Raw genomic sequence first — 22,338 nt, 5'->3', positions numbered from 1 at the left:
ATCTATTTTTATCAAGATCTTAATTAAGCCTCAAGGAACAAAAAATGAGTAATGAATTGACTACAAACCTTTCTTCTTCAAGAGCAAATACTAGCATCGCAAGATGGTATGCAGTTCAAGTAGCATCAAGCTGTGAAAAAAAAGTAAAAGCGACTCTTGAGCAGAGATCAGTAACTTTAGGTGTTAATAATCGAATTATTGAAATTGAAATTCCCCAGACTCCTGGAATTAAATTAAAAAAAGATGGAAGTAGACAAACTACTGAAGAAAAAGTTTTTCCAGGTTATGTCCTCGTAAGAATGATTTTGGATGAAGATACAATGATGGCTGTAAAAAGTACTCCAAATGTAATTAACTTTGTTGGTGCTGAAGACGGTAGAGGGAGCGGTAGATCACGAGGTCATATTAAACCTAGACCATTATCCAGACAAGAAGTTAATAGGATCTTTAAGCGCGCATCAGAGAAAAAAGCGGTAATCAAGTTAGATATTGAAGAAAAAGATAGAATCGTAGTAACTAGTGGGCCATTTAAAGATTTCCAGGGAGAAGTTATAGAAGTTTCTGGGGAAAGAAATAAATTAAAAGCATTACTTTCAATATTTGGGCGCGAGACTCCTGTAGAATTAGAGTTCTCCCAAATCAATAAACAAAACTAATTTCTAAATGTTCTTGTTTATCGAGTAAAATAATGATTTTCTACCTCAGCAAAAATTCTCTAATCTAATGGCAAAAAAAATTGTTGCAGTTATCAAGCTTGCTCTACAAGCGGGCAAAGCGAACCCTGCTCCTCCTGTAGGGCCAGCTTTAGGACAACATGGTGTCAATATAATGGCATTTTGTAAAGAATATAATGCAAGGACCCAAGATAAAGCAGGTTTTGTAATTCCAGTTGAGATTTCTGTTTTTGAAGATAGAAGCTTTACTTTTATAACAAAAACACCTCCTGCTTCTGTCTTAATAACAAAAGCAGCTGGCATAGAGAAAGGATCAGGTGAATCTGCAAAAGGCTCTGTTGGGAATATAAGTAAAGCTCAACTAGAAGAAATAGCCAAAACTAAGCTTCCTGATCTAAACTGTTCAAGTGTTGAATCAGCTATGAAAGTAATTGAAGGCACAGCTCGTAATATGGGCGTCTCTATTACTGATTAAGTTCAAGACAAAATCGTTCACTACATAGGGGAGGTTACCTAATAACCGTTTGCACCCAAAAATATTATGAAAAAACTATCAAAAAGAATGGCGGCTCTATCAACAAAGATAGAAGATCGCATTTACGCCCCACTTGAAGCTCTTAGTATTATCAAGGAAAATGCTAATGCAAAATTTGATGAAACCATTGAAGCACATATACGTTTAGGTATTGATCCAAAATATACTGATCAACAATTAAGGACTACTGTTGCATTACCACATGGTACTGGCCAAAGCATAAAAATTGCAGTAATTACAAGCGGTGAGAATGTATCGAAAGCTAAATCTGCTGGTGCAGATTTATTTGGCGAAGAAGATCTTGTAGAAAGCATAAACAAAGGGAATATGGAGTTCGATCTACTTATTGCGACTCCAGATATGATGCCTAAGGTTGCAAAATTAGGAAGAGTTTTAGGACCTAGAGGTTTAATGCCTAACCCTAAAGCTGGGACAGTAACAAATGATATTGCTAATGCAATAAAAGAATTCAAAGCTGGTAAGCTCGAATTTAGAGCAGATAAGGCTGGTATCGTTCATGTCCGCTTTGGAAAAGCAAGTTTCGCAAAAGAGGCTCTATTTGACAACTTAAAAACTTTGCAAGAATCAATCGATAAAAATAAACCAAGTGGAGCAAAGGGAAAATATTGGAAAACTTTTTATGTAACTTCAACAATGGGACCTTCAGTTCAAGTAGACATAAATGCTATACAAGATTACCAACCTGAAGGTTAACTCTTTGTAGTATAATTTAAATTGCAATAATACGGCCAAAGAAAGTAGGTTTATTTAGTTGTTCTAAATTTTAAATCCCTACCGAGGACTCGTCTTAATTATTTCTTTTTTTGGATCTAATAAAAGCGGCCTCTATTTAAAAGGACTTTGCCGCATTTCCTGCTCTCCCTAAACTACGATCCAAAAACAACGATGGGCCGAACACTAGAGAATAAGCAACAAATCGTTACTGAGATTAAATCTCTTTTAGACGACTCGGAAATGGCTGTAGTTCTTGACTATAAAGGTTTAACTATCAAAGAGATGTCAGATTTGCGATCTAGATTGCAAACAACTAATGGCATCTGCAAAGTTACTAAAAATTCATTAATGCGTAAAGCTATTGATGGAGATAGTAATTGGAACGATCTTGAATCTTTACTGACCGGAACAAATGCTTTTGTCTTAATTAAAGAAGATGTTGGTGGTGCTGTAAAAGCGATCCAATCTTTTCAAAAAGACACCAAAAAATCCGAAACCAAAGGAGCTTTATTTGAAGGCAGACTTCTTAGCGATTCTGAAATAAAAGAAATTGCAAGTCTTCCATCTAAAGAAGTATTGATGGCAAAAATTGCTGGTGCTCTAAATGGCATAGCAACAAAAATTGCGATCTCTATCAATGAAGTGCCTTCTGGACTTGCTAGATCACTTAAACAACATTCTGAAAAATCAGAATCTTAAATTCAAACCCTAATTAACTTTTAAGAAAATGTCCGCAAAAACTGAAGAAATTCTTGAATCATTAAAATCCCTATCACTTTTAGAAGCATCTGAGCTTGTAAAGCAAATTGAAGAGGCTTTTGGTGTATCTGCTGCAGCTTCTGCAGGTGTAGTAATGGCAGCTCCAGGAGCAGCTGGCGGTGACGCAGATGGTGGCGCTGCTGAAGAAAAAACTGAATTTGATGTAGTTCTAGAAAGCTTTGATGCAGCTGCAAAAATCAAAGTCCTTAAGGTTGTAAGAAATGCAACTGGTCTAGGACTTGGCGATGCAAAAGCACTTGTTGAATCTGCACCAAAAACAGTAAAAGAAGGAATTGCTAAAGCAGATGCTGAATCTTTAAAGAAAGAGATTGAAGAAGCTGGCGGTAAAGTTACACTTAAGTAAGAGTACATTTTTTCAAGCCGATAACCTTTAATATCGGCTTCAAAAATTATGAATAGTGATAGTATTGCGATTGAAGCCGCAACAGATGGAGCCTGCAGTGGTAATCCAGGCCCAGGTGGCTGGGGTGGTTTAATAATTTTTGACGATAACAGCGAATTAGAAATAGGTGGTTCCGAGCAAAATACTACTAATAATAGAATGGAACTCACTGCAGCTATAAAAACTCTTGAGAAATTAAAAAACTACCAATTAAAAGAGAACTTTAAACTAAGAACTGATAGTAAATATGTCATAGAGGGTTATACAAAATGGATTATAAATTGGAAGAAAAATGGATGGAAAACAAGTGCAGGAAAACCAGTTCAAAATCTTGATCTATGGCAGAAAATTGATCAATTAAGGATTAATGGCCTAATAATGGAATATGTTAAAGGTCATAGCGGGGATAAACAAAATGATAGAGTTGATAAAATTGCAACTAATTACAGCAAAGGTATCTCTATAGAAAGTAACTTAAAAAAAGCAGAATCCTCTGTTGATTTTTTTGAAAAAAATGCACCTATAGAAATTCAGGAATTATTTTCCCGCAATGAATTAATTAAAAAATTTGCAGAACAAAAGTACCTTTTAAGTTCACCTGAACTCAACACCTTATTAGGTGAAGAAAACCACTTAAAGATAAAACAATATTCACTTTTTGAATGGCGTAATTGGAGATTGATTCCTAAAGATAAAAAATATTGGATAATAGAAAAAAAAGAAGCCTAATTTTTTATGAATGAACAGAAGGGGGTATTTAAAAATCTTTATAAAAACTTGATTACGCCTGTATTAAAAAAAGACTCTGGGATTGATGCAGAATACTTAACAAATTTATCTCTTAGCCTCCTATCATTCAGTTCAAGAAAATATAATTGGCCTGTAGTTTCTTCTATCTTAAAAAATCTAAATAAAGAATTTTCTGTAGTTGATAAAAGGTTAACTCAGAACATATGTGGAATAAATTTTTGTAATCCAATTGGTTTAGCTGCAGGTTTTGACAAAAATGGAAATGCCGCAAATATATGGAAAGATTTTGGTTTTGGATTTGCTGAACTTGGTACAGTAACTAAATTTGCTCAGAATGGAAATCCCAAACCAAGGTTATTTAGATTAGCAGAAGAAGAGGCGGCATTAAATAGAATGGGTTTCAATAACAATGGTGCTGAAAATCTAGTTAAAAACTTTGTCGAACAAAGAATTGAGTTTAAAAAAAATAGAAAGAATATTTGTTTAGGGATCAATTTTGGTAAGTCTAAAATTACAGATTTATCTCAAGCAAAAGATGACTATTTAACTTCTCTAAAATTATTAATTCCATATTGTGATTATGCAGCAATAAACGTAAGTTCTCCAAATACTGAAGGACTAAGAAAGTTACAAGATCCAATTCTTCTAAGAGAACTTATTAAAGAAATTAAAAACTTACCCAGTTGTCCACCATTATTTGTCAAAATTGCACCAGATCTAAGCTTTAAAGATATTGAAGATATTTGCCAGTTAATAATCGAGGAAAACATCGATGGAATAATTGCTACTAACACCAGCATAGATAGATTAGGTCTTGAAAATAGAAAGATCATGCAAACCGGATTATTACTTTCTCAAGAGAATGGAGGATTAAGTGGAAGGCCTCTCCAAAAAAAAGCAAATCAAATAATAAAACATATACATAATATTGATAAAAAGATTATTTTAATTGGCGTTGGTGGAATAGATAGTCCTGAGTCAGCTTGGGAAAGAATTTGTTCTGGAGCATCATTAATTCAACTTTATACAGGATGGATATATAAGGGTCCACAATTAGTACCAGATATACTTGAGGGAATTATAAAGCAACTTAATAACCATCAATTATCTAGTATAAAAGATGCAATTGGATCAGATTTAAAATGGGTTGAATAAAATTAGAGAATGAATAATGAACCTCATGATTACTCAAAGTTAGCCATGCAAGGATCAAACTTGAAGCACGGTGGAAATGTATATGAAACTGCGAAAAAATTAAATTTATTACCCTCCGAAATCATTGATGCAAGTGCATCATTGGTACCCTTTGATCCCCCTCAAATACTAATAGATTCAATAAATGCGGAAATTAAGAATCTTGGCTTTAGATATTACCCAGAAAGAAACTTGAGTGATCTGAAAGAAATAATCGGCAAATTTCATGGGATAAATCCAGACAATATATTGCCTGGAAATGGAGCTTCTGAATTAATAACCTGGGCAGGTTATGAAGCATCCAAATTCGGAATAAGTTGTATTCCTTCTCCATCATTTGTTGATTATGAAAGATCTTTAAATTGTTGGAATAGCAATTTTATACATTGCGAATTACCAAAAAACTGGAATGATATTTTTCCTCAATCATTTCCGCTTCATCCAAAAGGTGATGTTATTTGGATAACAAATCCACATAACCCTACCGGCCAATTATGGGAAAAGAATTCATTGGAGGAAATTGTGAAAAAATATAAATTAGTTATTTGCGATGAAGCTTTCTTATCGATAACACCTAATGGAGACAAAGAATCTTTAATACCATTAACCAAAAGATTTGATAATTTATTAGTCTTGAGAAGCTTGACCAAAATCTTCAATATTCCTGGTCTTAGATTAGGTTACGTTATTGGCTCATCCAAAAAACTTAAACAATGGGAAATAAATAGAGATCCTTGGCCTTTAAATTCATTTTCTATTAAAGCCGGAATTGATCTATTAAGTAATAAGAAATTCTATGAACAGTGGACAAAACAGATTCACAGCTGGATAAATATTGAAAAAAAGAGAGTATTTGAAAAATTATTAAAAATAGAGAACCTTAAAATTCATAACTCTTCAACCAACTTTTTTTTAATAGAAAGTGAAACATCCTTGTCGCCAAATATAAAATACTTAGAAAGTAAGGGAATATTGCTTAGAGAATGCACTTCATTTAAATTTCTTAATGAAAAGTGGGCAAGAATAAGTCTACAGAACAGAAAAAATAACACTCTTTTATGTGCAGAAATTCAGAATTCCTTTAAAAAATAATTAATATACTTTTTAATCTCATTTTTAGATTCAATTTTATTATTATTTTCCATATTCTTCTTCATTAGATCTAATATTTCATAATGATTTTTCCCCTTTTTTGGTTTTATTTTAAAAATTCTTTCTAGAGTTTCTTCAAAAACTTCTTTGGACATTTTATTCTGATTGATTAAAACTGAGCCTCCACTTGCAGCAAGAATCATTGCATTTTTCTCCTGATGATTATTTTTAGAATCTGGATATGGAATTAAAATTGAAGGTTTTTCAGCCTCCATTAATTCATTGATCGTTCCTGCACCAGATCTCGATATTACAAGATCACAGTTTTGAATTAAAGCTGCTATTTCATTAGTAAATTTCTTTTGAATATAATTTTTGGAGTTTTTTACATGCAAAGGGTTTAGATTAGATTCGCCAACAATATGAACTATCCGAAATTGTTTTTTTATTAAAAATTCTAGAGATTCATAAAGAATTTGATTTATAGCTTTTGATCCTTGACTACCTCCCATAACAATCAAAAGAGGGCCATTTCCTTTTGGAACCCATTCTGGCAAAAAATTAAATTTATAGAATTGCTCTCTTAAAGGTGTTCCAGTGAAAATAGTTTTACAATTTTTTAAATAAGAATTTGTTTCTTTAAATCCTAAAAGAACATAGTTACATAAAAAACCAAAATATTTCGTGACCATTCCTGGAATTACATTTGATTCATGAATAATGATAGGTATCCTTAGAAGTTTTGAAGCAACAATTGTAGGTGCTGATATATAACCTCCAGTCGCAAAAACTAAGTGAATTTTTTTTTCTTTTAAGATCCTAATTATTTGAAAAGTTGACATTAAAATTTCTAAATATTGATAAAACAAAAAAATATTTTTTCTTGGTGTCTTTATATTCAAAGTCCTCAAATTATATTTTTCGGGAATAAAATTTGCATCAAGTCTTTGACTAACACCCAACCAATGAATATTCCATTCATCTTCCACCTCTTTTGAAACTGCTAAGGCTGGGAAAATATGCCCCCCTGTCCCACTTGCTGCAACTAATAAATTATTTTTTTTAGACATAAAAACCTAAAATAGTAGAATAAAATAACCAATGATTAATATGTTTAATTTAAACTTATTCAAAAATATAGGATTTCTTCTCTACTTATTTATTTATCTTATTTTTCCCTATTCAGCAATAACGCAAACTTTGAAAGTTGATTTTATAAGAAATCTAGAAAACTCCTTAAATGCAAAAGATTTAGAATTCATTAGAAAAAATTTTAGAAATGAAGAAAACCAAAATATACCAAAACAATTTTCAAAGATCATTAATGATTTCCCTAAAAGCAAATGGAAGATCAAAAGATTAAAATCTAATCTTCCAGATGAAGAGATTTTGCGAATAAAAGTTTTTGGGGAAAAAATAGTTAATGGAGAAATATATATACTCGAATCCAAATTTGATTATTTATTTTCAATCGTAAATGAGAAAATAGATGAAGGGATTATCAAAAATTTATTCACCACTATAAGAAACGATAATAAAAAAATAGATATTAGTTTTAATATTCCTGATAGAGTTCTTACTGGTTCAAAATACGATATCGATATAATTCTAAATAAGCCTCTTGAAGAAGTAATTATTGCTGGAGCTATAAAACCTCATCAAGTTAATTCATTGTTTGAACAAGAAATATTATTGGAGCCATTGGCGTCTGGAGGGATTTTTAAAATAACAAGAGCTCCTTTAAAACCAGGGATACAAATTTGGTCAGGAATCATTGCTCATCCTGAAGGAATGATTACTTTCACAAAGAGCATTGATATTGTTGATAAGATATAGCCTAAGCGTCGTTTAACGCAGCCACACCTGGTAAAGTTTTACCTTCTAAAAGTTCCAAACTAGCCCCACCTCCAGTAGATATATGAGACATTTTCTCAGCTAATCCTGCTTTTTCAACTGCTGCAACTGAATCTCCACCACCAATTATTGTACAAACTTCAGAAAAAGCACTTAAGTCCGCAAGAGTCGTAGCTATTGCATTTGTACCGTCTGCAAATTTATCAAATTCAAAAACTCCCATTGGACCGTTCCAAATAATTGTCTTACATTCTGCAAGAGCATTCTGAAAAACTTTAATGGAATCTGGACCAATATCTAGACCCATCCAATTCCCACTAATTGCATCAATTTGAGATATTTTACTATTGGCGTCAGGAGAAAATTCATCAGCCAAAACAACATCAGTGGGTAATAGCAATTCTACTCCTTTTGCTTTTGCTTTTGCTTCTAAATCTTTAGCAAGCTCGAGTTTATCTTCTTCTACAAGGCTCTTTCCGACATCTAAACCTCTAGCTTTATAAAAAGTAAAAATCATACCTCCACCAATCATAATTTTGTCACACTTATCTAGTAAAGAATCAAGTACTCCTATTTTGCTACTAACCTTTGATCCTCCAACTATTGCTGCCAATGGACGATTTGGGGAATCTACAGCTCCTTGTAGGTATTTCAATTCTTTTTCTAAAAGGAATCCAGCTACTGAGGGACTTAAATAATTTGTAACACCCTGAGTTGAAGCATGCGCTCTATGAGCAGCACCGAAAGCATCATTTACATACATATCTGCATGTGATGCTAATTTTTTAGCAAACTCTTGGTCGTTCTTTTCCTCTTCACCAAAAAAACGAACATTTTCAAGTAAAAGAACATCTCCATTAGATAAGCTATTTGATTGTGCAACTGCTTCATCACCAATACAACTGTTAGTAAGAGCAACACTTTGCCCTAACAATTCACCTAATCTTGCTGCTACTGGAGTTAATCTCATTTTTTCATTTACCTGACCCTTTGGTCTACCAAAATGAGCCGATAAAATAACTTTTGCGGAATGATTAATAAGATATTCAATAGTTGGGATCGCTGCACGAATACGCGTATCGTCGGTTATTTGACCATCTTCATTTAATGGAACATTAAAATCTACTCTTACAAGAACTTTTTTTCCTTCTAAATGTGTCTTATCAAGACTGGAAAGAGATAATTTTGGCATTAAACAAGCTATATTTATAATCTCAAGACCCTAACGTTAATTTGGGCTTATTGGGTTAAAAAGTAGTTACTGTTACCTATGCCTTAATAAATTTTAAAAATTAACGATTATAAAAATTTTTTAGTCATTAAATTTATACTAAAATTTAGAAGTAAATACTTTTGAAACTTATAAAAACTAAAAGAAATACAAAATTTTATTTGATTTATTGAAGTGGACATACCCAAAATCCAATGGTACCCAGGCCATATCGCAAAAGCAGAAAAGAAATTATCTGAAGTTATCAATAAAGTAGATTTAGTTATAGAAGTCAGAGATGCACGAATTCCTTTGTCAACAGGACATCCACACCTAAATAAATGGATAAATAATAAAAAACATATTCTTGTTATAAACAGATCAGACATGATCTCCCCTAATACAATCAATAGTTGGAATAAATGGTTTAATGCTAGAGATCAATATCCTCTTTGGTGTGATGCTAAAAGAGGAATAGGAATTAAAGAAATTTGTAAGTCAGCTAAAGATTCTAGGTCTTCAATCGACGATAGAAGACTCTCTAGAGGAATGCGAATTAGGCCAATTAGAGCCCTTACACTTGGTTTTCCAAACGTAGGAAAGTCAGCATTAATCAATAGAATTGCAAAAAAAAGAGTTGTAGATAGCGCTAGGAAAGCAGGCGTGACTCGTAATTTAAGATGGATAAAATTAGAAAGTGGTATAGATCTGCTAGATGCTCCTGGTGTTATACCTCCAAATTTAGAAGATCAAAAATCAGCACTTAATCTTGCACTGTGTGACGATATTGGTGAAGCTGCTTATGAAATAGAGAGTGTCGCAATTGGATTTATCAAAATTATATCCACTCTCAACAAAGATAAGAATGCGAATATCTCAGTTAAACAAATATCTAATAGATATGGAGTTGATATTTCCAAAGGCTTTAAGAGTCCTTCTGCTTGGATCGACGAAGCAGCTTCAAAACATACCTCAGGCGATAAAAGGAGAATGTCTCATAAGTTATTGGAAGATTTTAGAAATCAAATGCTGGGTAAAATTGCTTTAGAAGTACCTCTATGGAATTAAATAATCAAAGTTCTTTCGGCATTGGAGAAGGTGAGCTTATAGAAATTATTTATGAGCTCCCTCTTCCTATGAGGCTAGATAGATGGTTGGTAAGTAAAAGGCCAGAACAAAGTAGAGCAAGAATTCAACATTTTATAAATTCAGGTTTAGTACTTGTGAACTATAAGACCGCAAAAGCAAAGACCCCATTAAAAAATGGCGACAATGTTCAAATATGGATGCCTCCTCCAGAACCTCTTATTTATTTGAAACCTGAAAAAATGGATTTAAATATCCTTTTTGAAGACGAGCATATCATAGTGATCAATAAACAATCAGGTCTAATAGTTCATCCAGCTCCTGGACACAAATCTGGAACTTTAGTGAATGGCTTACTTTTTCACTGTAAAGATCTGCCTGGAATTAATGGGAAATTAAGACCTGGGATTGTTCACAGATTAGATAAAGACACCTCCGGATGTATGGTGGTTGCAAAAAGCCAAGAGGCATTAGTAAATCTCCAGAAACAAATTAAAGAAAAAATAGCATCACGCGAATATATTGCAGTAATTCATGGAGCACCTAATTCTGAAGAAGGCCAAATAGTGGGACACATTGGCAGAGATAAATTAAATAGGTTGAAATATAAAGTAGTTGAAGAAACTTCAGGAAGGTATGCCTGTACGTATTGGAAATTAGAAGAAAGATTTGGCAATTACTCATTAATGAGTTTCAAACTAGATACGGGTCGAACGCATCAAATAAGAGTTCATTGCGCTCACATTAATCACCCAATTGTGGGTGATCCATTATATGGAAGATGTAAAAAACTACCCTGTAAATTAGATGGCCAAGCTTTACATGCCATCAAGCTTGGACTTATACATCCAATAAATGGTAAAGAAATGATATTTGAATCAGAATTACCATTAGATTTTCAAAAATTACTAAGTGTTCTGAAAGTTAAATGAGATTTAAAGAGGAATTTAGAAGCGATTTTGTATACGGGTTTTGAGTTTTAGTGAATATTTTAGAACTTTCTCCTTCATCAACTATCTTTCCATGATTCATAACTAGCAACCTATTACAAAATCTTTTAGCAATGCCTAAATCATGGGTAATAAAAATAATCGTTAAATTCATTTTTTCTTGAAAGACTCTTAGTAATTCAAGAATCTCTATTTTTACTGAAGCATCCAACATATTTACACTCTCATCACAAATTAAAATTTTTGGCTTCAACAATAGCGCCTTGGCTAATGAAATTCTTTGCAATTGACCACCAGATAATTGGTTAGGATAAGAAGTTAAAAAATCATTATTTAAGGGAAGATTTAAATTTCTTAACATTAATCTTATTTCTTTTTCGATTTTTCTTTTATCTGAAATTTTTTGAATAAAAAATATATCTTCCAAAATACTTTTAATTGTCATTTTAGGGTTCAAACTTGAAAAAGGATCTTGAAAAATAATTTGCACTTTATTGTTCTTCTTAAAAGATTTATTTTTTTTCGATGCATGATTTTTATCATAAATTTTGATTTCACCACCTCTTACTTTAAGAAGTCCAATTAAAGCCCTACATAATGTACTTTTACCACTCCCTGAAGAACCAACTATTCCAAGAGTCTCATTCTCATACAACTTGAAACTAACTTCATTTAAAGCCTTATTCCATTTATTAATGAAAATTGAAGAATTAAATTTATACCAATGTCTAAGGTTATTTACCTCTAGAACGACCTCATCTCGAGCATTATTTTTAGTATTTGGTTCTAATACTATTTTTGAAGCATTTACTAACTTTTTCCCGATATCTGATTTTGGTGATTGAAAAATATCTAATATATTCCCTTTTTCAACAATCGATCCCTTTTCAATTATTGCAACTTTTTTACACCACTTTGCTGCAAGATTAATATCATGACTAATTAAAATTAAAGTTGTATCAAATTCATTACATAGATGAATTATTTCTTGCATAATTTCAAAACTTGTTTTGGTATCTAAGCTTGTTGTAGGTTCATCAGCTATTAATAATTTAGGTTTCAAAGCAAGTGCCATTGCTATAGAAACTCTCTGTCTCATTCCGCCGCTAAATTGATGTGGGAAAGAATCAAGTCTACTTTCTTCAATTCCGACTTTTTGAAAAACCTCTCTTACTAATTTTTTAATAGCTAAAGATGATTTAGTTTGATCATGTGTTTTAAATAATTCATATAAATGATCCCCAACTCTCATTAGCGGATTAAGTTTTTTTATAGAGTCTTGATAAATAAATCCAAAATTCTTTCTTCTAAATAATTGTGCATCTTTGTTGTTTATTGTCCTAGGGTCTACATTAGAAATCGATAGATACCCTTTGGAAGTGGCCTTTGCAGGCAATATATTTACTAATGTTTTTGCAAAAGTGGTCTTTCCACATCCAGAAGGCCCTATTATGGCCAAATGATCTCCACTATCTATTTCCAAATTAAAATTTTTGATAATAGGTTGCTGTTTTAGACCATATTTAACAGTAAGATTTTTAACTACAATAATTTTTTCTTTATTTTTTTCCATGATTTATAGCAAATTTTTCTAGACATAAATAAAATACATCTAAAGCAATATAAAATGTCCGAGGCAGCTGCAAATTCAAAAGAAAAAAACGAAATTGAAGTTTCCAAAACTATTTTGCCTAAAAATAAAAAATATGAAAGTGAATCTTTGAATTATCAAATAAACATTCCCGATTGGCTTCTTAAAGATATTCAGAATTTTGAAAAATCAAATAAAGAAAATGAAGAGAATCAAAACCTTATAGTAAAGGCTTTTAAACATGCTTATAAAGCTCATGATGGACAATTCCGTGCGAGCGGCGAGCCATACATTATCCACCCGGTTGCTGTTGCAAATCTCCTTAAAGAAATAGGTGCTAGTTCATCTGTTATTGCTGCAGGCCTTTTACATGATGTAGTTGAAGATACTGGCATTGATTTATCCGAAATAGAAACAAATTTTGGATTAGAAGTAAAAATACTTGTAGAGGGTGTAACAAAATTAGGAGGCATTCACTTTAACAACAGGACTGAAGCACAAGCTGAAAATCTTAGGAAAATGTTTTTGGCTATGGCCAGCGATATCAGAGTTGTCTTAGTTAAACTTGCAGACCGACTTCATAACATGAGAACAATTGAATGGCTAAATGATGAGAAAAAACTAAGAATAGCGAGAGAAACAAGAGAGATTTATGCACCATTAGCTAATCGACTAGGAATAAACAGATTTAAATGGGAATTAGAAGATTTAGCTTTTAAATTCCTAGAGCCTAAAGAATATCTAGATCTTAAAGATCAAATCGCCGTTAAAAGAAGTGATAGAGAAAAAAGATTAAAAGTAACTTTGAATCTTATGAAGGAAAACTTAATTTCAGCAGGTTTGAAAAATTTTGAAATAACAGGAAGGCCAAAACATCTTTATGGAATCTGGAGCAAAATGGAAAGACAACAAAAGCATTTTCACGAGATTTATGATGTTGCTGCCCTAAGAATTATCGTGGACAATTCAGATAGTTGTTATAGAGCTTTAGCAGTTGTTCATGATACTTTCAAACCAATTCCAGGTAGATTTAAAGACTATATAGGATTACCAAAACCCAATGGATATCAATCCTTACACACTTCTGTGATTGGAAGACATCGACCTATTGAAGTTCAAATTAGAACTACTTCGATGCATCAAATTGCCGAATATGGTATTGCCGCTCATTGGCAATATAAAGAGGGTGGTTCTCCTGCTAAAAGTAATGCCGAGAGATTTAATTGGCTAAGACAATTAGTAGAATGGCAACAAGAAGGTAATGAAAGGGATCATAATGATTATTTAGCTTCAATTAAAGAAGATTTATTTGATGAAGAAGTATTTGTAATCACTCCAAAAGGAGATGTTGTTGGTTTAAGGAAAGGATCTACCGCGATAGATTTCGCCTACAGAATCCATTCTGAAGTTGGAAATCACTGTAATGGAATAAGAATTAATGAAAAGCTTTCTCCATTATCTACAGCACTTCAAAATGGTGACTTCATAGAAATTTTGACAAGTAATAATGCTACTCCAAGCTTGGATTGGCTGAACTTTGTAGTTACGCCAACTGCTAAAAATAGAATTCGCCAATGGTATAAGAAAAGCCATCGTGATGAAACGATTAAAAGAGGTAGAGATTTACTTGAAAAAGAAGTAGGTAGAAACGGTTTTGAAGCATTACTTTCTAGTGAAGCCATGAAAAAAGTTGCAAATCGATGCAATTTAAAAACTACTGAAGACCTTCTTGCATCTCTTGGTTTTGGTGGTTTAACTTTGCATCAAGTATTAAACAGACTAAGAGAAGAAATAAAATTACAGACAGAAGATGTAAAAAATGATTCTGACTTTGAAATAGCAAAATCTCTTAAAAGTAATAATAATTTATCCACTAATCAATCTAATACAGCAGCTAAATCACCAATTTCCGGGATAGAAGGTCTTGATTACAGAATAGGTAAATGCTGTTCCCCACTCCCAGGCGAGGATATTATCGGAACTGTGTCGCTCGGCAACCATGGGATAACTATACATAGGGAAGATTGTGAAAATGTAATACCAATTCCAATAGAAAGAAGATTACCTGTCGGTTGGAATCAAGATAATAAAACTGGCGATAATAAGTTTCCAATTCAGCTACGAATAGAAGTAATTGATCGAGTTGGAGTTCTTAAAGATATTCTTATGCGGTTATCTGATAAAGGTATAAACGTTAGTGATGCCAATGTTAAAACTGCTTATGGTAAACCAGCTATTATAAATCTTTGTGTAGGTCTTGAAAGTTATAATCAACTTCACAAAACAATTGAACAAATTAAATCCATGGCAGATGTTTTAGATATTGCCAGAGTTGGACAAAGTTAATTTTAAAATCAGATCAATCTATCTTTTACTTTTTATCTTGTAGATAAAGAAAACAATACTGCCGCAAATAAAAGCTAATAAAATACCTACACAAGATGAACCTAAGAGTAATTTTAGGGAAAAAATTCTACCTTGTTTCCATAAGTCATCAGTAACTAAACTTTTTTCAAGAATTTTATTAGAAGGATTATTTAAAAAAATCGAACCAACTTTATAGTTAAAATAATAAAGTGGAATATAAGTAAAAGGGTTGCTGATCCAGGTACCAATTGCAGCTAGAACAATATTTCCCTTAGCTATTTTCGCAAAAAATACTCCGATTAAAGTCTGAAAACCAAAAAAAGGAAAGCAACCACTAAATACACCTATAGCTAAACCTTTAGCATTAAAGAAAGGACTTCCATTCTGGCTCCTAAATAATGATAGAATTTTCTTATAGGTAATATCTCTTTTAAATCTCATTCAGAAAGAAAATTTCAAAATTAAATTCTTGATAATCTTACTTAATTATCCATAACAAAGCGAGAGATGGATTCGATAGTTACTACAGAAGATACGATAGCCGCAATTGCTTCAGCTATAAGTATTGGGAAGGGAGGAGTTGCGATAATAAGAGTATCAGGGAAAGACGCAATAAATTCTTGCAAAAAGATTGTTCAAACTAAATCTAAATATGCATGGGAATCACATAGGGTTTTTCGTGGTTTTATTCAGGAAAATAAACAAAATAAATTTATAGATGAGGTTTTAATTTTAGTGATGAAATCCCCAAATAGCTTCACAGGAGAGGATGTAGTTGAACTTCATTGCCATGGCGGAATTATCATAGTAAATAAAGTTTTAAAGATATTATTATCTAGTAATTCTAGAGTTAGACTTGCAAACCCAGGAGAATTTAGTCAAAGAGCTTTTCTTAATGGGAAAATAGACCTTACTCAAGCCGAGTCGATTAATCAATTAATTAATGCAAGCAATACCAGATCAGCAGAGTTAGCCTTTAGCGGGGTTCAAGGAGAAATAAAGAAAAAAATTGATGATATTAAAAATGACCTTATTAATCAACTTTGCGAAATAGAAGCAAGAGTTGATTTTGAAGAAGACTTCACAGATTTTGATTACACCAAATATCTAAAAAACATTATAAAAGTCAAAGAAAAAATAGAATTACTAATAGAAAATGCAAAAAGAAATTCATATATTCACAATGGAATATCCATTGCGCTTATAGGTAAAACAAATGTTGGTAAAAGCTCTTTATTAAATTTGCTTGCAAAAAAAGAGAAAGCAATCGTAACTAATATTCATGGAACAACTAGAGATGTTATTGAAGTTAATTTAACTATTAATGATATTCCAATGAAAATAATTGATACTGCTGGCATAAGAGAAACTCATGAACAAATTGAAAGTATTGGAATTAAAAAAAGTTTTGGGAAAATAAAAGAGTCAGATTTTATAATTTATATTTATAGTCTTGAAGAAGGATTTAATGAAGAAGACAAAAAAATAATACAAGAAATTCCCAAAGAAAAATTAATTACTATTTTGGGTAATAAAAAAGATTTAATTGATTGCAAAAATATTAATTCAAATGAGTTAAAAAACACAATTCTTATGAGTATTAAGAATAATGATGGTGAAAGATTATTAATAGACACAATTATAAAAAAATGCGGATTAAAACAAGTAGAAAATATCAATATATTTTTAAACGAAAGACATCTAACAAATTTGTCTGCTTGCTTATCTAATTTAAATGATACTGATGAAATAATTGAACATAAATTGCCATTTGATTTGTTATCAATTGAACTGAGAGATGGAATTCAAAACTTATCTAAAATAACTGGTCAAGAATTAACAGAGGAACTTCTAGATAATATTTTTTCTAAGTTTTGTATTGGTAAATAAATTTGAGTTAAATTACATAGTGATATATAGTTGATTCTCTAACTTCAGTTTAATTTTTATTAATTAATTATTTCTTAGTTTAGTGGATTTAAATACTCCAATAATAAGTAAAATCATTGATAATTGGATCGATGAAGATATAGGTAGGGGAGATCTTACAAGTTCCTCTATTACAGAAGAGAATGGTCATGCATATTGGATTGCAAAAGAAGAGGGTATATTCTGCGGGGTTGAAATTATAAAAGAAATTTTTAGAAAAATTGATTTAAAAATCAGTCCAAAATTTAATATCTCTGATGGAGATAAATTTGTTAAAGATCAAAAACTCTTAGAAATATATGGGCCTTCAAAAAGTTTACTCGCTAGTGAAAGGATCAGCTTAAATATAGCAATGCATTTATCTGGAATATCAACATATACAAAGAATCTTACAGATAAATTAGAAGGCACAAATATAAAATTAGCAGATACTAGGAAAACGACTCCTGGCTTAAGAATATTTGAAAAATATGCATTCAAATGCGGAGGTGGGGTGAATCATAGAATGGGATTATACGATGCTGCTATGATCAAAGAAAATCATATTGCATGGACAGATAATCTTAAGAATGCAGTACAAAATATTCGCCTAAATTCGCCTTTTACAACTCATATCATAATTGAAGCTGAAAATATCGACCAGGCAAAAGAAGCAGTATTAGCAGGAGCGGATAGTGTCTTATTAGATGAACTTAGTCCTGAAATAATCAAAAAAAACGTTCAAGAATTAAGAGAGTTATCAATTAATAGTCTCCAAAAAGAAGTCAATAAAAATTTGATAATAGAAGTTTCTGGAATAAACCCTCAAGAAATTAGTAAATATCTAATAAAAGGTATTGATTTGATTTCAACAAGTTCTTCAATCACCAAAAGTAATTGGATTGATTTGAGTATGCGTTATATTAATTAATCATATAGATAAATAATTGAATAATTAATGCTAATCATTTTTAAAGAATTAACAAAACAATTTGAACAATCTCTTTTAGAAAGTCTCAAAAAAAATGATAAAAAAGGAGAATTCGCAATTCTTAGCAAGAATTTAATTACACAATCATCAAAAGAGGAATTTGGTGATTATCAATGTAATGTTTGTTTAAGTTTATCTAAAATATATAAAAAGAACCCAAGAGATATTTCTAATGATTTTATTAACCTTTTAAATAAAAATAAAAGCATAGCAAAATTATGTAAGAGTCTAGAAATAGCTGGACCTGGATTTATAAATATAAAATTAAAAGATGAGGTTCTAATAAATGAAATTAAGTCAAATATTCAATGCAATAGGGCTGGCATACCTCTAATTAGAAAAGATTTAGATAGTGGTTTGTCCAATAAAGTTATTGTAGATTTTTCTAGCCCTAATATTGCTAAAGAAATGCATGTAGGGCATTTAAGATCAACAATAATAGGTGACTCAATATCTAGAATTTTCGAGTTAAGAGGTTATGAAGTATTAAGACTCAATCATGTTGGTGATTGGGGAACACAATTTGGCATGCTTATTACTCAGCTTAAAGATTTATATTCAAATGATCTAGAAGAAATAGGAAAGATCAAGATAAGTGATTTAGTTGAATTTTATAAAGAATCAAAAAAAAGATTTGATAACGAATCTGAATTCCAAAAAAGATCTAGAGAGGAAGTAGTTAAGTTACAAAGTGGAGATATTAAATCGATTAAAGCTTGGAAATTATTATGTGATCAATCAAGGAAAGAATTTGATGAAATCTATAAAAATTTAAAAATAAAAATAGAAGAAAGAGGTGAATCTTTTTATAATCCCTTCTTAAAATCAGTTATTGATGATTTGAATTTAGAAAAAATATTAGTAGAAGATCAAGGAGCAAAATGTGTATTTTTAGATGGTATGACTAATAAAGAAGGCAAACCTTTACCGCTAATTATTCAAAAAAAAGATGGAGGTTTTAATTATGCCACCACAGATCTTGCTGCTATAAGATACAGATTTAATAAACCTCCTAATGGCGATGATGCTTCAAGAATTATTTATGTAACTGATCATGGGCAAGCAAATCATTTTGCTGGAGTTTTTCAAGTTGCAAAAAAAGCAAAATGGATCCCAGAAAATTGTCAAGTAGACCATGTCCCTTTTGGTTTAGTTCAAGGAATTGATGGCAAAAAACTAAAGACAAGAGAAGGTGAAACAATACGCCTAAAAGATTTATTAAATGAAGCAGTTAGAAGAGCAAAAGAAGATTTATTGAAAAGATTAGAAGATGAAGATCGTTATGAGACGGAAGAGTTTATAGCAAATACTTCAAGAATTATTGGATTAGGAGCTGTTAAGTATGCAGATTTAAGTCAAAATAGGATTACTAATTATCAATTTAGTTTTGATAAAATGCTTTCCCTTAATGGTAATACTGCTCCTTATTTGTTATATACACTTGTAAGAATTTTAGGAATTAAAAGAAAAAATGATTTTGTTTATGAATCTAAAGATTTTCAGTACGTAAATTATGAACATAAATCTGAGTGGAAACTTATCAGAAAATTACATAGGTTCGATGAAGTCATAATTTCTATTGAAAAAGACTTAATGCCAAATAGATTATGCAATTATCTATTTGAGCTATGTCAGACTTTTAATAGATTCTATGATCAAGTTCCAATCCTCAAAGAAGAAAAAAATACAAAAATCTCTAGGCTTAATTTATGTGACCTAACTGCAAAAACACTAAAATTAAGCTTAGAGCTTTTAGGAATTGAAACTTTAGAAAGAATGTAATGAATGATTTTAATCCATTAAATAATCTTTTCCCAAAACCAAGAGAAGAAATAATAAATATGCAGTCTTACTCTGCACCTTTAGAAAATAGAAGAAATTTACTCCGCTTAGACTTTAATGAAAATACTTTAGGTCCAAGTCCCAAGGTTTTAGAGGCATTACAAGCTATAAAATTAGATGAGATTTCAATTTATCCAGAATATAATTTTTTAAAAAAATTTTTATGTGATAAATATCTTGATTCAAGAAAATTTGGTAATGATGAAATCGGAATTTTCAATGGAGCAGATGCAGCAATAAATGCAATTTTCAGTTGCTTTGGAGAAAAAGATCAGATATTTCTAACCACAAATCCAACTTTTGGTTACTATTCTCCTTGTGCAGAAATCCGAGGAATGAAAAAAATAAGTTGTTCTTATATTGGAGAAAATTTTCTATTCCCCATCGAAGAATTTAAGGAAAAAATGATAAAGCATAATCCAAAGTTAATATTTATTTGCAATCCAAATAATCCAACAGGAACTGTTCTAAGCTCTCATGAAATAATTAATTTAGCCAATATCAATAACGATTCATTAATAGTTGTTGATGAACTATATGAAAAATTTAATGGAGATAGTCTTCTTGAATCGATAGATTTTGAAAAGAATAAAAATATACTAATAATCCAATCTCTTTCAAAAACTGCAGGACTAGCTGGTTTAAGAATTGGTTTTACTTTTGGCAATAAAAGTTTAATTCAGTACATTAATAAAGTTACAGGACCATATGAAGTAAACAGCTTTGCTATAACAGCTGCATTAGCAGCACTTAAAGACAAATCATATATTGATAATTATGTTTTAGAAGTAAAAAAGGCGAGGGAATGGATTTTAAATAAATTTAAATCAACAAACATCAGAACTCACTTTAGTGGAGGTAATTATTTTTTAATTTGGCCAAAAAAAGATCCTAAAATCTTAATAAAACAGATGAGAGAAAAAGGTATTCTTATTAGAAGTATGGAAAACAAAAAAGATATCGGTAATTCTATAAGGGTTAGTATTGGAACTAAAGAACAAATGATTTTTTTCTGGGACACTTACAAGATATTAGATTTAAAAAATTAATTACTGAAAATATAAATTGTATTTTGATCGATTCTTTTAGGTTTTATTTGAAAATCTTTTCCAACATATTTTACTTTAAAATCTTTCATATTTTCGATAAATAAATCAGCATTTGAGAAATCACATTCTTTATTAATTTTTTTGCCGCGTTCAAAGTGAACAGGAATAACTACATTAGGTTTTAGAAGCTTAACTATTTTTGAGGCTTCTTTACCATTGTAAGATTTTATTCCTCCTCCAATTGAAATAAACAATATATCTGGACTAGACAAAATAATTTGACTGTTTATATCAATATCACCAGCAGCTCCTCCCATATGAACAATTTTAAGATCATTCTGCTCCCAACTCCAAACAGTTGCCATCCCAAATCTTCTTCCATCTACTCTGTCATGTGGTACAGAAATTCCATTTAATATAATATCCTCAAATTGATAGATTCCTGGCTCAACGAACATTAATTGATCATTAGGGTTATATCCTTCATCTGGAAGCCTAGAACTAGCCAAAATAAAATCTATGTTGACTTCTTTTGGCTCCTTTAAATTACTTGCACAACCTATTGCTTTAAAGGGATTTATAAGAATAGATTTATCTGCACTAGTAATTAAAAAACTACTATGTCCCAAACTTTTTATTCCTAAGTTCCTTGCCAATAATGAGGTAGGTAAAAAAGAGCTAACTAATATCAAAAATAAAAAGTTTTTAATTTGAGAAATCATAATATTAATTTTTTTTTTATTTTACTTTTGTTCAGCCATTTTTAGAAAATTACTAATTAATTTATGACCAAATTGCGTCAACACACTTTCAGGATGGAACTGTACCCCATGTAAATGTTTATATTCTTTATGAGAGATAGCCATAATTGTTGAGTCTTCTAAAGTCGCAGTTATGTCGAAACAAGATGGTAAAGAACTTGAATCAACTATAAGACTATGGTATCTAGTAGCCACAAATGGAGTCTCGATATCTTTAAACAATCCTTTTTGATTATGAAATATTTTGGACGTCTTACCATGCATAAGTTCTTTCCCAACTATAACCTTACCTCCAAAAGCTTGGGCCAAAGCTTGATGACCTAAACAAACTCCCAAGGTCGGAATATTTTTAGATAATTTTTTTAGAATTGGCAGACAAATTCCAGATTGATCTGGATTACCTGGACCTGGAGATAAGAGAATTCCAACAGGATTTAGTTTGATAATTTCTTCTAGAGTAATTTCATCATTTCTTTTAACTATTAATTCTTTAGTTATTTCATGCTCAACTGAAAGTTCTCCTAAATATTGAACAAGGTTATAAGTAAAACTATCGTAATTATCAATAACAAGAAACATATTTATAT

General features: G+C 31.1%; 22 protein-coding genes. 16 read left to right on the top strand and 6 right to left on the bottom strand.

Features of this window, described 5'->3' with window-relative positions; genetic code table 11:
- Window positions 1-44: 44 nt before the first annotated feature.
- The 8 genes from nusG to EW14_RS01145 all read left to right on the top strand — a co-directional run bounded on the left by nusG (window position 45) and on the right by EW14_RS01145 (window position 6,142).
- The gene (nusG, locus tag EW14_RS01180) at window positions 45-656 is read left to right on the top strand and encodes a transcription termination/antitermination protein NusG (RefSeq protein WP_042849704.1); all 612 of its coding nucleotides are present in this window, start codon (window positions 45-47) and stop codon (window positions 654-656) included.
- Window positions 657-723: 67 nt separating this feature from the next.
- Window positions 724-1,149 carry a 50S ribosomal protein L11 gene (gene rplK, locus EW14_RS01175; protein WP_002805232.1) on the top strand — a complete coding sequence of 142 codons (426 nt, stop codon included), beginning with the start codon at window positions 724-726 and terminating at the stop codon, window positions 1,147-1,149.
- A gap of 66 nt (window positions 1,150-1,215) precedes the next feature.
- Window positions 1,216-1,923: a 50S ribosomal protein L1 gene (rplA, locus tag EW14_RS01170; RefSeq protein WP_042849703.1), complete on the top strand. Its 708-nt coding sequence runs from the start codon at window positions 1,216-1,218 to the stop codon at window positions 1,921-1,923.
- Between the two features lie 192 nt (window positions 1,924-2,115).
- Entirely contained in the window at window positions 2,116-2,643 is a 528-nt protein-coding gene (rplJ, locus tag EW14_RS01165) for a 50S ribosomal protein L10 (RefSeq protein WP_042849702.1), read from the top strand.
- Between the two features lie 28 nt (window positions 2,644-2,671).
- The gene (gene rplL / locus EW14_RS01160) at window positions 2,672-3,067 is read left to right on the top strand and encodes a 50S ribosomal protein L7/L12 (RefSeq protein WP_011817694.1); all 396 of its coding nucleotides are present in this window, start codon (window positions 2,672-2,674) and stop codon (window positions 3,065-3,067) included.
- A gap of 48 nt (window positions 3,068-3,115) precedes the next feature.
- A complete protein-coding gene (gene rnhA / locus EW14_RS01155; protein WP_042849701.1) occupies window positions 3,116-3,835 on the top strand; it encodes a ribonuclease HI in 720 nt (239 codons plus the stop codon).
- 6 nt (window positions 3,836-3,841) lie between these two features.
- Complete coding sequence (locus tag EW14_RS01150; protein WP_042849700.1) at window positions 3,842-5,011, top strand: quinone-dependent dihydroorotate dehydrogenase; 1,170 nt, start codon at window positions 3,842-3,844, stop codon at window positions 5,009-5,011.
- Between the two features lie 45 nt (window positions 5,012-5,056).
- Window positions 5,057-6,142, top strand: coding sequence for a histidinol-phosphate transaminase (locus tag EW14_RS01145; RefSeq protein WP_369794284.1), 1,086 nt, complete (start codon window positions 5,057-5,059; stop codon window positions 6,140-6,142).
- Here the strand turns inward: EW14_RS01145 and EW14_RS01140 are convergent.
- Entirely contained in the window at window positions 6,121-7,212 is a 1,092-nt protein-coding gene (locus tag EW14_RS01140) for a glycosyltransferase (RefSeq protein ID WP_042849698.1), read from the bottom strand. The genes EW14_RS01145 and EW14_RS01140 overlap by 22 nt on opposite strands.
- A 40-nt stretch (window positions 7,213-7,252) precedes the next feature.
- Between EW14_RS01140 and EW14_RS01135 the strand changes: the two genes are divergently transcribed.
- Window positions 7,253-7,978 carry a hypothetical protein gene (locus EW14_RS01135; RefSeq protein ID WP_042849697.1) on the top strand — a complete coding sequence of 242 codons (726 nt, stop codon included), beginning with the start codon at window positions 7,253-7,255 and terminating at the stop codon, window positions 7,976-7,978.
- Window position 7,979: 1 nt separating this feature from the next.
- Here the strand turns inward: EW14_RS01135 and pgk are convergent, their stop codons facing one another.
- A complete protein-coding gene (gene pgk / locus EW14_RS01130; RefSeq protein ID WP_042849696.1) occupies window positions 7,980-9,188 on the bottom strand; it encodes a phosphoglycerate kinase in 1,209 nt (402 codons plus the stop codon).
- Window positions 9,189-9,401: 213 nt separating this feature from the next.
- Between pgk and ylqF the strand changes: the two genes are divergently transcribed.
- Entirely contained in the window at window positions 9,402-10,274 is an 873-nt protein-coding gene (ylqF, locus tag EW14_RS01125) for a ribosome biogenesis GTPase YlqF (RefSeq protein ID WP_042849695.1), read from the top strand.
- Window positions 10,265-11,224, top strand: coding sequence for an RluA family pseudouridine synthase (locus EW14_RS01120; RefSeq protein WP_042849694.1), 960 nt, complete (start codon window positions 10,265-10,267; stop codon window positions 11,222-11,224). Before ylqF ends, EW14_RS01120 begins: the two co-directional genes overlap by 10 nt.
- On the opposite strand, the gene EW14_RS01115 is transcribed toward EW14_RS01120, so the two are convergent.
- Window positions 11,217-12,815, bottom strand: a complete 1,599-nt coding sequence (locus EW14_RS01115; RefSeq protein WP_042849693.1) for an ABC transporter ATP-binding protein — start codon at window positions 12,813-12,815, stop codon at window positions 11,217-11,219. The genes EW14_RS01120 and EW14_RS01115 overlap by 8 nt on opposite strands.
- Before the next feature lie 54 nt (window positions 12,816-12,869).
- Here EW14_RS01115 and EW14_RS01110 point away from each other — a divergent pair, with 54 nt between their 5' ends.
- Entirely contained in the window at window positions 12,870-15,179 is a 2,310-nt protein-coding gene (locus tag EW14_RS01110; RefSeq protein ID WP_042849692.1) for a bifunctional (p)ppGpp synthetase/guanosine-3',5'-bis(diphosphate) 3'-pyrophosphohydrolase, read from the top strand.
- Between the two features lie 18 nt (window positions 15,180-15,197).
- Here the strand turns inward: EW14_RS01110 and EW14_RS01105 are convergent, their stop codons facing one another.
- Window positions 15,198-15,641 (bottom strand): DUF2062 domain-containing protein, encoded by a 444-nt coding sequence (locus EW14_RS01105; protein WP_042849691.1) that lies wholly within the window; start codon window positions 15,639-15,641, stop codon window positions 15,198-15,200.
- 66 nt (window positions 15,642-15,707) lie between these two features.
- On the opposite strand from EW14_RS01105, the gene mnmE reads away from it, so the two are divergent.
- From mnmE to EW14_RS01085, 4 genes are all read left to right on the top strand, one after another.
- A complete protein-coding gene (mnmE, locus tag EW14_RS01100; RefSeq protein ID WP_042849690.1) occupies window positions 15,708-17,090 on the top strand; it encodes a tRNA uridine-5-carboxymethylaminomethyl(34) synthesis GTPase MnmE in 1,383 nt (460 codons plus the stop codon).
- A gap of 82 nt (window positions 17,091-17,172) precedes the next feature.
- Window positions 17,173-18,039, top strand: a complete 867-nt coding sequence (gene nadC / locus EW14_RS01095) for a carboxylating nicotinate-nucleotide diphosphorylase (RefSeq protein ID WP_042849689.1) — start codon at window positions 17,173-17,175, stop codon at window positions 18,037-18,039.
- Between the two features lie 27 nt (window positions 18,040-18,066).
- Window positions 18,067-19,881 carry an arginine--tRNA ligase gene (argS, locus tag EW14_RS01090; protein ID WP_042849688.1) on the top strand — a complete coding sequence of 605 codons (1,815 nt, stop codon included), beginning with the start codon at window positions 18,067-18,069 and terminating at the stop codon, window positions 19,879-19,881.
- Window positions 19,881-20,990 carry a histidinol-phosphate transaminase gene (locus EW14_RS01085; protein WP_042849687.1) on the top strand — a complete coding sequence of 370 codons (1,110 nt, stop codon included), beginning with the start codon at window positions 19,881-19,883 and terminating at the stop codon, window positions 20,988-20,990. The genes argS and EW14_RS01085 overlap by 1 nt, the downstream gene beginning before the upstream one ends.
- Here EW14_RS01085 and EW14_RS01080 read toward each other — a convergent pair.
- On the bottom strand, window positions 20,987-21,712 hold the full coding sequence (locus EW14_RS01080) for an MBL fold metallo-hydrolase (protein ID WP_042849686.1): 726 nt from the start codon (window positions 21,710-21,712) through the stop codon (window positions 20,987-20,989). The genes EW14_RS01085 and EW14_RS01080 overlap by 4 nt on opposite strands.
- Window positions 21,713-21,733: 21 nt before the next feature.
- Complete coding sequence (locus EW14_RS01075) at window positions 21,734-22,330, bottom strand: aminodeoxychorismate/anthranilate synthase component II (RefSeq protein WP_042849685.1); 597 nt, start codon at window positions 22,328-22,330, stop codon at window positions 21,734-21,736.
- Between the last annotated feature and the right edge of the window lie 8 nt (window positions 22,331-22,338).

Origin of the sequence: Prochlorococcus sp. MIT 0604 (assembly GCF_000757845.1) — a bacterium.
GTDB lineage: Bacteria > Cyanobacteriota > Cyanobacteriia > PCC-6307 > Cyanobiaceae > Prochlorococcus_A.
Note: the sequence above shows the minus strand (reverse complement) of the source record. Positions and strands in the feature narration are given on the sequence as shown.